Annotated in this window: 13 protein-coding genes and 2 pseudogenes; 7 read left to right on the top strand and 8 right to left on the bottom strand. The window is 59.4% G+C overall.

Going from position 1 to position 13,738, the window contains the following annotated elements:
* Nucleotides 1-7: 7 nt before the first annotated feature.
* Nucleotides 8-2,140, bottom strand: coding sequence for a LuxR C-terminal-related transcriptional regulator (locus AC1RQP_RS28645; protein ID WP_492939947.1), 2,133 nt, complete (start codon nt 2,138-2,140; stop codon nt 8-10).
* 363 nt (nt 2,141-2,503) lie between these two features.
* Complete coding sequence (locus AC1RQP_RS28640) at nt 2,504-3,127, bottom strand: response regulator transcription factor (protein ID WP_492939945.1); 624 nt, start codon at nt 3,125-3,127, stop codon at nt 2,504-2,506.
* Between the two features lie 574 nt (nt 3,128-3,701).
* Here AC1RQP_RS28640 and AC1RQP_RS28635 point away from each other — a divergent pair.
* The 5 genes and pseudogenes from AC1RQP_RS28635 to AC1RQP_RS28615 all read left to right on the top strand — a co-directional run.
* Nucleotides 3,702-3,911: a hypothetical protein gene (locus tag AC1RQP_RS28635; protein ID WP_492939943.1), complete on the top strand. Its 210-nt coding sequence runs from the start codon at nt 3,702-3,704 to the stop codon at nt 3,909-3,911.
* A 132-nt stretch (nt 3,912-4,043) separates the two neighbouring features.
* Nucleotides 4,044-5,102, top strand: coding sequence for a glycosyltransferase family 4 protein (locus AC1RQP_RS28630; RefSeq protein ID WP_492939941.1), 1,059 nt, complete (start codon nt 4,044-4,046; stop codon nt 5,100-5,102).
* 85 nt (nt 5,103-5,187) lie between these two features.
* The gene (locus AC1RQP_RS28625) at nt 5,188-5,409 is read left to right on the top strand and encodes a hypothetical protein (protein WP_492939939.1); all 222 of its coding nucleotides are present in this window, start codon (nt 5,188-5,190) and stop codon (nt 5,407-5,409) included.
* A 123-nt stretch (nt 5,410-5,532) separates the two neighbouring features.
* Nucleotides 5,533-6,041, top strand: a pseudogene (locus AC1RQP_RS28620) (PRC-barrel domain-containing protein).
* Between the two features lie 51 nt (nt 6,042-6,092).
* A pseudogene (locus AC1RQP_RS28615) lies at nt 6,093-6,353 on the top strand (hypothetical protein); the annotation flags it as partial.
* Nucleotides 6,354-6,882: 529 nt separating this feature from the next.
* Here AC1RQP_RS28615 and AC1RQP_RS28610 read toward each other — a convergent pair.
* From AC1RQP_RS28610 to AC1RQP_RS28585, 6 genes are all read right to left on the bottom strand, one after another.
* Complete coding sequence (locus AC1RQP_RS28610; protein WP_492939937.1) at nt 6,883-7,221, bottom strand: hypothetical protein; 339 nt, start codon at nt 7,219-7,221, stop codon at nt 6,883-6,885.
* Nucleotides 7,222-7,650: 429 nt separating this feature from the next.
* A complete protein-coding gene (locus AC1RQP_RS28605; protein ID WP_492939935.1) occupies nt 7,651-8,307 on the bottom strand; it encodes a phosphoribosylanthranilate isomerase in 657 nt (218 codons plus the stop codon).
* Nucleotides 8,308-8,583: 276 nt separating this feature from the next.
* On the bottom strand, nt 8,584-9,438 hold the full coding sequence (locus AC1RQP_RS28600) for a class I SAM-dependent methyltransferase (RefSeq protein WP_492939934.1): 855 nt from the start codon (nt 9,436-9,438) through the stop codon (nt 8,584-8,586).
* A gap of 324 nt (nt 9,439-9,762) precedes the next feature.
* Complete coding sequence (locus AC1RQP_RS28595) at nt 9,763-10,266, bottom strand: phasin family protein (protein ID WP_492939932.1); 504 nt, start codon at nt 10,264-10,266, stop codon at nt 9,763-9,765.
* A 225-nt stretch (nt 10,267-10,491) separates the two neighbouring features.
* Nucleotides 10,492-11,682, bottom strand: a complete 1,191-nt coding sequence (locus tag AC1RQP_RS28590; RefSeq protein WP_492939930.1) for an extracellular catalytic domain type 1 short-chain-length polyhydroxyalkanoate depolymerase — start codon at nt 11,680-11,682, stop codon at nt 10,492-10,494.
* Nucleotides 11,683-11,685: 3 nt separating this feature from the next.
* The gene (locus AC1RQP_RS28585) at nt 11,686-12,105 is read right to left on the bottom strand and encodes a CopG family transcriptional regulator (protein ID WP_492939928.1); all 420 of its coding nucleotides are present in this window, start codon (nt 12,103-12,105) and stop codon (nt 11,686-11,688) included.
* 843 nt (nt 12,106-12,948) lie between these two features.
* Here AC1RQP_RS28585 and AC1RQP_RS28580 point away from each other — a divergent pair.
* Complete coding sequence (locus AC1RQP_RS28580) at nt 12,949-13,236, top strand: hypothetical protein (RefSeq protein ID WP_492939926.1); 288 nt, start codon at nt 12,949-12,951, stop codon at nt 13,234-13,236.
* A 29-nt stretch (nt 13,237-13,265) separates the two neighbouring features.
* A complete protein-coding gene (locus AC1RQP_RS28575; RefSeq protein ID WP_492939924.1) occupies nt 13,266-13,496 on the top strand; it encodes a hypothetical protein in 231 nt (76 codons plus the stop codon).
* Nucleotides 13,497-13,738 lie beyond the last annotated feature (242 nt).

Raw genomic sequence — 13,738 nt, 5'->3', positions numbered from 1 at the left:
TAATTTGCTACAGAATCAAATCGTGAGCCGCAGGAAGATTGACGTGCCCGGAGTGATCGTGGTGCGCAATTGAAATATCAATCCCATCAGCATCCTGGTCCGGCTCCGGCCCCCCGTGTCCAACAGCATGTTGACCATCTGCATGAGCTTTTCCATTTGCGTTGCTCAGTTGTTGAAGGTCATAGACGTCCGACGACGTATTATCGGCGGCACTTTTAAAATGAAAAGAATCGCCAAGTTCGGTGCCAATCGCTGATTTGGCCCGATCTGCGTTGTCGGAAGAAGGGCCGCCTTTCTTATCCTTCGATCCCGAATGTGCGTCGTTGGCAGAATTTACGGACGCCATTGGTATATTGTGCTCCGGATTGCTATCTAAATCACCTGCCTGTGGATGCTGTGCGTGTTGCTTGTCGGCCGCGGAACCATCTTCAAAAGTCAGCAAGTCGCTGTGCGCCTGTCCGCGATTCGAATCTCCCGAGGCCTCATGCTTGGCATGCACCTTGGCGGCCACGGAGCCGTTGTCGGACTCATGCAGTGCCTTCTGAGAGTGACCGTGATTTAAACTGTCTCCCGCCGCCTCATTCTTTGGGTGCCCCTTGGCGGCTCCGGAGACGTTGTCGGACTCATGCAGGGCTTTCTGCGATTGACCGTGGTTTAAAACGTCTCCCGCGGCGTCATGCTTGGCGTGCCCCTTGGCGGCTCCGGAGCTGCGGTCGGACTCATCTAGGGTCTTCTGCGATTGACCGTTATTTAAATCGTCCCCCGGGCCCACAAGCTTAGCGGCTTCGGAGCTGTGGTCGGGAGCATGCATGTCGGATTGCGACCGGCCTTGATTTGCCACGTCTTCCCGGCCTGTATGCATGGAGTCATGTTGCGCGGCTTCGTTCGCCGCCGTCGCAACGACATCAATGGTTCCGGAACCTCGGGGAATAGGAGTTTCTCTGCCACTGCCGCCATCCTCCGCATGGGTGTTGCCGACATAAAGCTCGCTGCCGTCTGTTGCGATTGTATCGCCTTGGGCGAATTCGAATGCGAATGCTTCACCGTACACGGCTGTACCGCCGAATTTTGCAAAGCCGGGAAGTGCGGATGCCGGTCCGTCAGCGTCGCTTGCGGTAGATGAAGTGACGATGTCATCGCCGAAATCGAACGCCTGCACGGCGTGGTTGGCACCATCGAGCTCGTAGATCAAGGCGGCGAAAGCTGCAACCATGAAGATGCTGTAGCTGCTCGAACCCGGCCTCGGCGCGTTGAGTGCTGCCTGTGCAAATACGCTCGCGGCAATCTCCGCAACGGGGTCGACGAGTTTGCCGGTCGATGTCCCGGTTGCGGCGCCGGCGCGGTCCTTGCTCGCGCTTCTGGCCGGGGTGCCACCTGATACTGCTTCCTTGCGGCCGATTCTAAAGGTTACGACCTCCGCGCAGCCGTTTTCGGCCATGACCGTGAAACTTTCGGTTGCGGCGTGACCGGGCGAGTCGTCCAGCGCTGCCAGGAGCGCAGCTGCCAGGATACTCATCGCGCCATAGCGGCGCGACAGAGCCAGCGCGGCGAGCTCCGTCCGACTGTTGATTCCAAGCTTCTGTCGCGCGTGGTCGATGTGAATCCTGACGATCTCCAGAGAGACACCGAGGACCCGAGCAATTTCACTGTCCGACAAACCTTCGGCGACCCGATCCATGATCGTCCGCTCGTTGACGGTCAAAACCGCCAGAACATTATTGCCGAACGATTCGATTCCATTAGCTTCATTACCGACCCTCGCCAGGTCGGACCCCGTTTTTTCCAGCCTCAGGGACTGCACCAGCGCTTCTGGTTTGGCGTTCATCGGAATCGCGCCACAGGCACCGGTCGCGAGTGCACTGGCAAGATCGCCGCAGGCGACGGTAGCAGTGAAGAACACCAGCCGGGAGGAAAGACCTTCGTCCTCCGCGACGGCGAGGATGTCGGAGACGGTTACATCGGTGAATCCGTCCTCCAGTAACACCACATCGGGGGTCAAACTGCGAATGGCCGCAAGGCAACTCACTCCATCAAGACAGCATGCAACTACTTCGAAATCCGGCTGCGCTCCGAGCAGCGATGCAAAACCCTGCAGAACAATGGGACGTCGATCTGCTATCACAAGTCGAACGCGACGCATGGGCTTCCTTCGCTCGGCCGCGCACACAGCATGAGAAGCGGCCGCGACTTAACTCCGCTCGACTGATTGCGTTCCTAAATGTCACACTGGATTCGTACGCACGGTTCTGACGATGAATCAATCAGTTAGTGGCGGCTCCATATCGCTCCCCTCTTAGCCGTCCGTCAGAGGTTTACCGCTCCGCGGAGGGGGCTGCGGCTTGAAGGGATTGCTGGTGATCCCCCATGTGCAATCGGGGATGGAAGCGTTCTCTGCAAAAGCCATTTTATCCCGTAGAATGCCCTTTGGGCGGCCGCAGAACGCTCGCCGATGTCGCTATTGCGGCGCTTAACTCTGAAAAACGGCATCCCAGTCGTCGACTCTTCACCGGTGCAAATCAATCTCGACTGCAATCCGGACGAGATCGGAGTGATTTTTAGCGCCGAGCTTGGACTTCAGCAGGGAGGTCGTGTTGGCAACGGTTTTATAGGAGAGGCCGAGTTTGGAAGCGACTTCTGAGATGCGGTCGCCACGACCCAAGAGCCTCAGGATCTCGAGTTCGCGTGGGCTCATCTGCGTCAGGGGAGTGGCCTTGACCTCCGCTCCCGCGAAGGTCGTCGCCTCCGTCAGACGCGGTGAGACGAAGCGCTCCCCAGCTGCAACCTTCCGAATGGCCTTGGCCAGGAGCCGGGGATCGTCGCTCTTCGAGACATATCCCTGAATGCCCATCTCGACAGCGCGCACCACGAACGCCGGATCCTCGCTGACGCTGAACATGACTATTTTGGCGGCCGGATCATCCCTGCGGATTCGCCGGGCCAACTCGAAGCCGGTAGCGTCGGGAAGCCTCACGTCAACCACGGTGACTTCGGGATGCTTCTGCAAGTACACACGATGGCCGTCCTTTGCATCGGAAGCCTCCAGGATCTCGACGGAGGGATCCGACGTGAACAAGGCCCGGCAGCCGATCACGACAACGGGATGGTCGTCGACGATCAGTACCCGCATGTCGATCTGGTCCGTAATGGCACGTTGTCGCTTCCTCCAACCGTGGAAAACGTCGCGAGCACTGTGATGTTCATATATCTGAGCGGGACGCCTGGCGAACCGGCAGAAGAAGCTGCGAATTGCAGAAGATCTGGAATGCTCGTTCCTTTCGGGCGAACCGCATCCGAAGCGCTCGGCAACACTACAGAAAGGAGACCCTTGACCGGCGTCTCGCTTACGAGCGGACCGAAAGCTCTCACCAGCGCCAATGTTGCCGATGCGGTACCGAACGTCGGATAGGAGCCGGGGCAACAGGTGGTTGTTCGGACACCGACGAGGCCGGACCGTGCTCGACTTCATGGAAGGCACGCCTTCCGAGCAGCGGCTGGAACGGGCTGCTCCGTCGAACGCCTTGACGGAGCAAAGGCCGTGCCCAGGCTCTTACTCCACGAGGCCGGCCGAAGTTAATGCCTGGGCGGCGCATAAGCAAGTGAAGGCATCCTGGCCAGGCCTCCGTCCAGTATCGGGAAAAACTGGAAACTTTCGGGAATGCTTCTAGTTGGCAGCGACTGGGTTCGATCGCCGGAGGGTGAGCATGGTCGACGAAGTCGCCTTGAAGAACGCCATGGAGACCGCCTGGACGGTCTACCGCGCGCGGCACCCCGATGTTGATGCACACGATAGCCGGCGCTGCCTGCTGGAGCGCCACCTCTACAGCAAGCTCGAAGTGTGGAGGAGCGATACCGAAGAACTCGCTGGTTTCGGGATAGCTTACCTGCAGCGGCTTGGTGGAGACGAATGTTGACAGCCATGAAAAATTCTCGCGGCACGAGTGGCTCGCGGAAGCACGAGACCGGCTTGGACGCTGCTCGCGATTTCATTCCTCATGTCCGCTGTTGTCGTGATAATTATGCGGTTCGTGTCCGGGGCCTAGCCGATGCGGATTGCCCAACTTGCTCCGTTGGCCGAGAGTGTTCCTCCAAAGCTTTACGGCGGCACCGAGCGCGTGATCGCCTGGCTGGTGGACGAATTGGTCGAATTCGGACACGATGTCACTCTGTTCGCAAGCGAGGACTCGAAGACGAAGGGAAGGCTCCAGGCGGTGTGGCCGCGCGCGTTGCGCCTGGGGCGGCGGGGCGTCGATCCGAACGTCGCCTGCGCGCTGCTGATCGAAGCCGTCGCCGAGCGCGCGCGCGACTTCGACGTGATCCACTCCCATATCGACTGGCTGCCCCTGCCGGTGCTGAGCCGGACCGGTGTGCCTTTCCTGACGACGATGCACGGCCGGCTCGACCTTCCCGGTTTATCCGATGTGGTCGGGACCTTTGCCGAGGCCCCGTTCGTCTCCATCTCCGACAACCAGCGCCGTCAGCTTCCGGACGCGAACTGGATCGCAACGATCCCGCACGGACTGCCCAAGGATTTGCTCCGCCCCTCTTACGAAGGCGGTTCGTACCTGGCTTTTCTCGGTCGGCTGACGCTGGAGAAGGGTCCGGAAGATGCCATCCGCATCGCACGCGCCGTCCAGATGCCGCTGCGGATCGCGGCTAAGATACCCCGCGCGGAAACGGTCTACTTCAAGAAGAAGATCGAACCCGAGATCGACGGTGAGAACATCCAGTTGATCGGCGAGGTGGACGAAGTTCGCAAGCAGCCGTTCCTCGCTGGCGCCGCCGCCCTGCTGTTTCCAATCGATTGGCCGGAGCCGTTCGGACTCGTCATGATCGAGGCGATGGCGTGCGGCACGCCCGTGATCGCCTACCGCTCGGGGTCGGTGCCGGAAGTCCTGGAAGATGGGGTCACGGGCTTCATCGTGGACGGCGAGGAGCAGGCTATCGAAGCGGTCAAGGAAGTCGTCCGGCTTGACAGAAGAAAGGTCCGCGCCCGCTTCGAGCAGCGCTTCGCTGCGAGCCGGATGGCGAGGGAATATGAAGACCAATATCGCGAACTGGTCGCTCGCGGGGGCGCCCAGCGTGAGGGCAAACAGTGGACGTGAAAGGATTCGAGAACGGAGCGCCTCGTTTCGATCCCTTCCGGAACGGCTGAGGACACCAGTCGTTGTCGCGGACCAGGAGGTCTCCATGAAAATCATCTTTTCCGCGACGGCAGCTTTTGTCCTTCTCGCGACGCCGGCTTTCGCGGACGAGACAGCTCCTGCGCAGCCGAAAATCCAGCAGGTCCGCGGCACCGCGATGGAAGCCGTAGACTGTTCGAAGCAGGTTTGGCCGCATTTTTCGGAGGCCTGCATCCGCTCCGAAGGTAAGGGGATTTCCGTCCGTATCGTCACAACCGAACGTCGATAGGAGAGCCGATTTCCTCGGTCGAATCCTTTCCAGCCTCTGTTCCGAATTCGGGAACAAGTGGCAATTCCGGACGTTGGGGCCGGCATCCGAACGGGTGCGGTTCTCACGTTGGAGAGATGTTCCATGAAAAGGTTTCTTGCCGTCGCTCTGCTTGGCACTGCCGTGATCGGCGGCGCTGCGTTCGCGCAGTCCACTCAGCCGATCGATCGCACCGCCCCGGCGGCCGCCCACTCGGCCGATGCGAAGATGGCCCTAAAAGGCAATTGGCGCGCCTCGAAGCTCATGGGCTTGAACGTCTACAACGAGGCCAACGAGAAGCTTGGCGACATCAACGAACTGCTTGTCGACAGAGCGGCAAGATCAACGCGGTGGTGATCGGGATCGGCGGCTTTCTCGGCATGGGCGAACACGACATCGCTGTCTCGATGGACAAGCTGAAGTTCGTCGATGAGCCTGTCCGGACCAGCTCGACCAGCACATCGACAACCTCGCGCGACACCACCACCGGCGCCGCGTCGACGACCACCACGACCCGCAATGCGAACGATTGGGTCCCGGACCACGCCGTCATGAGCGGCAACAAGGAGCAATTGAAAGCGCTCCCGCAGTTCAAATACTCGGATTACAATTAGAGTATGGCGTTCGCTCACTGAGATTAGCCCCACCACGGGGCCCTTTTTTCTGCCCCACGGCTTGCGCCCGCTGCCATCGCGTCGGCAGAGGTTGCCAACGTCGACCAGGTCCGCCTGGTCTGCGACGAGTATGGCCGCTGCTATCGCACCCGCGGTCCACGCTATGTTCAGCGCTACTACGGCGGGGACGACGGCTATGTGGTACGTCGGAGCTACGGCTATTATGGCGGGCCCGGCTACTATGATCGCGGCTACGGCTACTACGGCGGTGGCCCGAGCATCGGCTTCAGCTTCGGCACCCGGAACTGGTGAATAGGAAAGGGCCGCTCTCCGAGCGGCCCTTTCGGTACCTATCGTCGAAGAACCGATGACCGCCTTTGCAAAGGAGCAGTTGCTGGAATACAAACGGACGGTCGTCATGCCAGAATGAATATGCGTCAACGTTCTGCGTATTCTCTGACAGCGATAAAATCCGAATGCCCCCGGGCTCAAAAAGCTTCAGGATATTGCCTATGGGCCGATCTCCGATTCCCCAATGTTGGCGTAGGAGACGGGGCCGCGATTTCGCGGTCTTCCATGCTCCTTACTCAAGTCAATCAAATCGGGGCCGGGCAATTTAAATCGCCGATCAATCCGCTGATACAATGCGATCCCGTGAGAACCGAGTGCGCGGGATTTATAAATCGACAGCTCCAGGCGACCTGATCGGACGAGACGCGACGATGGGCTACGCAACGATGATTGTGCGTTCCAAGCTAGTAGCGCCCTTCTAAGCTTCATTGTGCTTGAAAGCGATTTGAACCGGTTTTTTCAAGGCTTGCCAAGCTTGTGATATCGCAGATTACATAATGACCCAGGTGCGATGCCGCACCGCGTCAGCTTCGATCAAAAACGAAAGCTTTGCCGGCTCACATTCAGCCACTTTGCCATGGACGAACTTTAGCGAGAAATTGAGTTTGTCCAGAAGCCCTTCCGCGGCCGCAACGACGTCTGACATGCCAGAGAGCGACCGGTGGTGGTAGACCGCGTTCCTAACTTCTCGGACCTTGTCAGATTTGGCGGAGAAATCGGCCAGGCTGAGGGGATCGAACCGGGGTGAGAAAATCGTCCAGTGTTCTTCGATGAGTTGCCGTATATGGCCAAGATTGCAATCGTGCATGAACTCATAGCCGTTCGTCATTCCGGCGACCGGTCCATTGGGGAATTGCTTCCCCCCTGTAAATCGGCGCGTCCTTTGACCCCCAATCGGCCGCCCAAGGCTGGCCCCCACCCCATGCATCTTCAGTGTCTCGACTCATTCTCGATTCTGCCGCCGCACTGGGGTCAATGTTGGAAGCCGAAAGGGGGCGATATTTGAAGCCGAAATACACGCTGCTCCCGCAAATGCCGCCTCAAACCAACGGAATCACGGTTCGCGAGTCGCCTCAACTGGAGTTTTGCAACACAATCCCTCTGACAGCCGACACGGCACGCGCTCAATCGACCTTCGGCTAAGGGCCAAACTGAGAAGTCCAGGCGCTCAGCCGGCAGGTCGGCTTTACCAATATAACTCCAGACAAACAGCTGCACCGGACTAACTGACGCGATGGGCCAAGGAGAGAAATGCGATCTAACCGCTCGTCGCAGCGCGATAGAAAGCTTCTACCTTCCTCAGGTCTTTTGAGTGAGTGCCCTCTCGATCCGTTCTTGTTTTCGAATCAACGCCGGCAGGTCGCACCGACCGAATAGCTTCTTTGACATTGTCTGGTCCGAGGCCGCCAGCAAGTATGACTGGGGTGCGAACACTCTCCACTATCGTTCGACTGATGCTCCAGTCGTGCGTCACCCCCTGCGCGCCGATTTGCACATCACCTGTGCGATGACTGTCGAGCAGGATCCAATCGACAACCCCATCATAGGCTTGCGCCACACCTACTGCCTCAGGTCCCGTGACAGGTACGCTGCGCATGAATTTGGTCTTCGGCATGGACTTTCGCAGCGCCACGACAAGATCAGGCGTAAGCAATTCGCTTGATGCGCCAAGATGAACAATGGGCGGATCAAGCTCTCTCGCCATCCGTTCGATAAGAGCGACATCCGCCGAAAGGAACAGCGCGGAAAGTACGGACGGCGACCGCACCATCTTCATGACCGCTGACGCCTTCCGAACCGGAAGCTCCCGAGGGAAGGCTCCATCGCCGAGGAGCACGCCGACATGATCCACGCCGATTGCCGATATCGCCTCGGCTTCCGCAGGTGTCGCGACTTCGTAAATTTGCGTCAGCATTGTCTTACACGCTGCCGCCACTCAGTTGAGTAGACGGGATGGGCCGGTCTTGGGTCAACGGCCGTCAATCGCGCCGGTCGGCGTCGAACGCGTGGCGCCGAAGAAGTAGCGCAATGCGCATTCCCCCGGTTGTCCTTTGAGGCCGCTATGGTGACGTCTGACGCGAAAAGAATAGGCCGGCGGCAAGGAAAATGTAAGCCGTATGTCACGCACTCGGTCTAACCCCGTCTTCGACCTGTTCGCGTATCGCTTCTGAGACGGGCGGCGGGCGTGGTGTCAGCGAGCGCCGGCGGGATCCCCACAAGCAACGATGTCGCGGGGAGATTTTCGACCCGCTACCTCCGGCGGAGAGAATACTGCGAGGTACCCTCCGTCCCCTGCGAGCTTATATGTGGCGACCTCGCGATAGCCGACGGCGGTCAATTCGCAGCGCAGGAGCTCAATTGGCGTGCCATGCTTCGACGTCGGAAGCTCAAAGTCGACAATTCCGACCCGCGCACCCTGCTTCAAGGCCGGCGCGAGATTGTAGAGGAAGGCATAGGGTTGGGCTATCTCGTGATACATGTGCACGAGGATTGCGGCATCCAGCGAGGAAGCGGGCAGACGCGGGTCGTGTGGTTCGCCGAGCGCGAATTGCACGTTCGTCAATTTCAGAAGTTCTGTTCGCCTGGCGAGTTCAATGAGGTAATCCCGCGTGACGTCCTGGGCAACGACAGAGCCGGCGGGTCCGACGAGGTACGAGAGTCTGACCGTGTGGTAGCCACTGCCCGCACCAATGTCGCCGACTGTCATGCCAGGTTTCAGTTTAAGAACACGTGCGATCTGGCCGGCCTCATTGAGAGCGTCGCGGTGCTCTTCGGCGGAGCGGCGTGGGCTGACAATCCGTGCAACAGGGCGCTGCGGTGAGGGAAACTCGTTTGCAGCGACTCCTGGGGGAGCCCAATAACCTATGTCAGTGGCGTATGCGCGAGTTGCAGCAAACGCCACAAGTAGCGTCGCTGCATAAACCAGTGCCGTCACGCGCCTACCAAGCTTTCTCAGCCGGTCGAGGCGCAGTCGCCCAGGTTTTGTGAGCTCTAGATGTGCGCCCACCGTCAAGTCAACGAGGTTCAGTGTAGCGGGCAACTCCATCCGTGCGCCTCGCGCTTAGGCCCACGTATCGCACCGCTATGTCCAAGCCGGGCCTTCCAATCACTCCGCCAAAAACCAGTCCTGGGATAGACGCGCGAATTGACCGGAGACGGTCGAGAGCCGCTTCAGTTGTGAATGGTGTCAACCTATGTTTGCGCTGGCGGGTACCTCGGACCAGCGGCACCGAGCCCGCCAAGATGGCCGGCGCTGTTTCCGCTCCCTCGTTGTGAGCCGCGCTCCCCAGCCGAAAGTAAGCAACCGTGATCGGGGCGCGCGTGATCCGCATTTGCATCCACCCTTTACCGCAGCGGGTACGGCTTGCAGTTATCGTCCCGGCAGAGCCGTGAGCTCTCGGGGCGGCTTGATGCGCCGGAACGGATATGCCGCCAGTTCTTTCGAATGCTGCGCGAACATATCGACCCGTCTGCTTGTAAACTCCGTAATGACGCCGAAAAATTCAGTTGGTGACCTGATCGTCGCAAGTCTCAGGCCGAATTCAAAAGCAAATTGCGCGTTGGCCCCGGCTATCTCAAGAAGCTTCGCTTGATACGCCCGCATGTTTGCCGTCGCTAAATTCGTTGGATCGCTATCCGTCATTCTCTGACCGAGGTCATCTACTACGGTATCCGCCCGAGGCTCAATGATAGAAACCTCGTGTTTAGGATCATCATGAAGCTCAGGACGCGATTCGATCGAGACTGCCGCAGCAGAGTGAAGTAAATTCTCTTTCGGGCTTCTAACAATGGCCTGCTTGTTCCGTTGGGCCCGCGCGGCCATTTTCGGATTGCGGGCGCGCTTTGGCGCTGTCGCCGGTTTGCGTTTGCTCATCTGACGCTCCAAGAAAAGGGGGGGCGACCACAACGGTCATTTCTGAAAGGACAACAGGCTTTGTGACGTGGCGTTCCAAACCCGTTGGAGTCCCGCATGAACTGAGATCAATCGCATGTTCTGCGATGTCGACGATGATTTTAGGTAGCAACTCCAACCAACAAACGTCTAACTGGCGATCTTCCCGACCCATGCTCAACGGCGTCAGTCTGAGAACAAGCCGGACTACCCACCGAGCGAATGCTCGAGGAAGAAGCGCAGCATTTCCCTCGTCGCATCCGGCCCTTGCGGATCAGTGTAGGACCCGGCGGGGCTGCCGCCTGACCACGCGTGTCCGGCGCCATCGATGTTCCAGTGTTCGGAAATCGCCCGACCGGCGCCGTCGATCAGGACGGTGCGCGTATAGGCGTGGCCGTGGGGTACGCGTCCGCGAAGTACCTTCGTCGTCGGCCTCGTTGCCCTGGCGGACTGCTCGATAATCTGATCGCCATTCTTTGGATGCACCGTAGTGTCGCGATCGCCATGGAAAACGATGGTCGGCACAGAAGTTTTGCCGTCCGCAATTGCCTTGGAGCCGCCTCCCTGCCGCATGGCGACGAACGCGGAGGGAAGATCGCTCGCGGCTCCGCACGCGAGGCCTGAATGAATACCGACGGCCGCGTACAGGTCGCTATACGTTGCGCCCATGATGGCGGCGGCGGCCCCGCCGGCCGACAGACCCGCGACGTATACGCGGTTCGGATCGATCACATGGTCGCGCATGATCTGGCGGGTAATGCCGGCGATCATCGAGGGCTCGCCCCCGCCGCGGCGCTGGTCGCTCGTGCGAAACCAGTTCCAGCACTTCGACTGGTTGGCTCCGCTCGGCTGCTCAGGATAGACCACGAAGCAATTCTGCTCGTCCGCCAGGAAGTTCATCCGGGTGCCGGCCGCGAAATCGTCCGGCGACTGGGTGCAGGCGTGAAGCATGACGATCAGGGGAAGCCGTTGTCCCTGACAGCGGCTTGGGACGAACAGCTTGTAGGTCCGGCTTCCCGCGCCGTTACTGAAGGTACCGGCGATAAACCGCGTGCCCTCGGGCACGATGTCCGATGGCGACAGAGGAGCGCGCGTGATCGGACTTCGCAGGCCGAGCCCGGAGAAATCTCGCATGCCGCCGAGCGATAAGGAGCGTCTGCGTCCCTGAGCAGAGCGGGCCGGTGCAATCTGCGGAGCTTCCCGCTCCTCGACAAGCTCGGCCGTGGCGTCGATCGCAAGCGGATCCAGCCGCGAGCGCGGAGCCTGAGAGGCGCTGCGCGACTCCGGTCTTGGAGCGCTACCGCCTTGGAGCATGCGCTGCAGCAGCGCGGTGGCCTCGACCAGTTGGCCGGCACGCGTGAGACGGGTTGCTTCGCGGACTATGACTTGATTCAGCATCGTTCACCTCGTTCTGTCGGCGAGAGCGGCCTTGACCGCGGGAGTGGCGTGAAGGGCCCCCAGCACCGAGACCGACGCGATTGTGGCGCGAGCCAACTCGGGAGTGACGTCTTGGGCGATGGTGGCTAAGCCCAAAACATTGATCTGCAGCATCTCGCCGGCACGCCGCGCCGCTTCGAGATCCTCGCGAGTGTAATTGCGCAGCCCGAGGTCCAGTTTCTTCCGGGCCGTGGACTGTCTGACGACCTCTACGTGCCGCTCGAGTTGGTTCCGGATTGCTGTCCGGATGAAATCGGTTCTGTTCGAATAGAACCCTTCCTGCACCATAAGATCGACATGACCGAGGTCGACATAGCCAAGGTTGATCGTGATCTTCTCGGTGTCGGGAGCTTTGGGTCGCAGCTCGTGTATATTATCGGCCATCGCTAAACATCCATCTGCCATCCCTTTGGATGGTCAATGGATGTTAGTTAGTTGCTCCCGGGCGCCTTTCAAGGGATGGAGCCATCCAATGACCCAGGACGAGCAGTTCGCGCAGGCGGGCCGTCTCACGTCGAAAGCGGTCGCCGCATCGCGGAGGGCCAGACAAATTCCTGGCAACTCGCCTCTCCGATCATCGCAAGCCCAATGGCCAGCTCGTTCAAAGGCTTCAAACGGAAACAGGTTCGTCGTGCTCCCACGCCGGGGCAAACCAAAATCGAGAGCATGGCACGCACTCTGGGTCTACTGCGACGAAGACGATAGAGACCGCCAAGTGGGCTCTCATCTATCGCGTCGAGTCCCACGCGGAATTGGGGGCACGTCTCTGGCTTCTACTGCGGCTAGGAGCTTTCGGATGAGGGCCCGCCTGTCCTCATTCTCTCCTCAAGAAGTCGCCGGTATAGGCGGATATTCCCATGTGAATGAAGCGCTCCATTGGGCGCATCAGAGTGCACGATGAAGTGCACACCGCCACGGGGTGATGACTAAGATGCAGGTTCGATGCAGGTTCGATCCTTGGTGGACCTTGTTTCTTTTTGCCGAGAGCGTCGGAGTCCTCGCGTCCGACGACGGGCAGACGACCTAGAACTTGATAGCCTTCACGGAACGTTGTGACGACACGTAATCGAAAGTAACAGCCAACCGATTGCGATAGGGACGTCGCCGATTGCAGCACTGCCATCTTCGCGAAACACCTTGCGGTGCACCTATGGAACAACATTACATCTGAGAAATTCGCGGAACGAATCGACTCATCAGTCTTTCTCTGACCTTCGGGAGGTGCCCATGACTTCTCAGGCCATAGAAGGCGCATGTGCGTTCGCTTGGCGGAACTACTTGCTGCTCCATAGCGGCATCAGTGAGAACGATGCCAGGCGTTCCGCCCTCTTTCGCTACGTCACCAATCTCCGCGATACCGGCGAGTATGATTTCGATCTCTTGCAAATAGCAGCGGTCGCTTACCTCAAAAAGCTGGACGAACTGCATGACGACCGCCGTGCGAGACTCGCGGCAGATCAGGCCTTGGCCGAACGGTTAGCATCACGTGGTGTACAACCTGGCACCCAGCTGTGAGGTTAATCACCGAGAAGGAGCAAGCAGCCATGGCAGACAACACCTCTAACTCAGACCGTCTCGCGCGCGACGCCCAAAAGCGCACAACCGCAGCGACAGAAATCGGTATTATTGCCCTGAAGCCAATTATGCACTTTCAGATCTCAATGCTGAGGATGTGGGCCGACAGCATCGAGAGGTTTGCGGGCAATTACGAAAAGGGGTTCGAAGAAACCGCGACCGCAGTCGAGGAACAGTCGGACAAGGATCGCGCCGCGTAAATCACGCAATCGTTCGGCGGAGTCCGAGTTGGGTCATTCGCGTCGGTCTTGCGGATCATAGCGACTTCCGGTCTACCCCAGTGAACGGACATTATGAGGATAGGCGGGCATGTCTCAGAGGGTCCAGAAGCGGCCCTTAACGAGATTGAAAGCGGTCGTGAGCAGCGTGACCCGCGCCAGTCAATCCTTGTCGCCCCAATCGCCGGCCGCTACGATGAGGCCGGGCGACCGCGTCGCTATCG

The sequence above is a fragment of the Bradyrhizobium sp. GW821-FHT13H06 genome (assembly GCF_058803975.1).
This window is presented reverse-complemented; position numbering and strand designations above follow the sequence as displayed.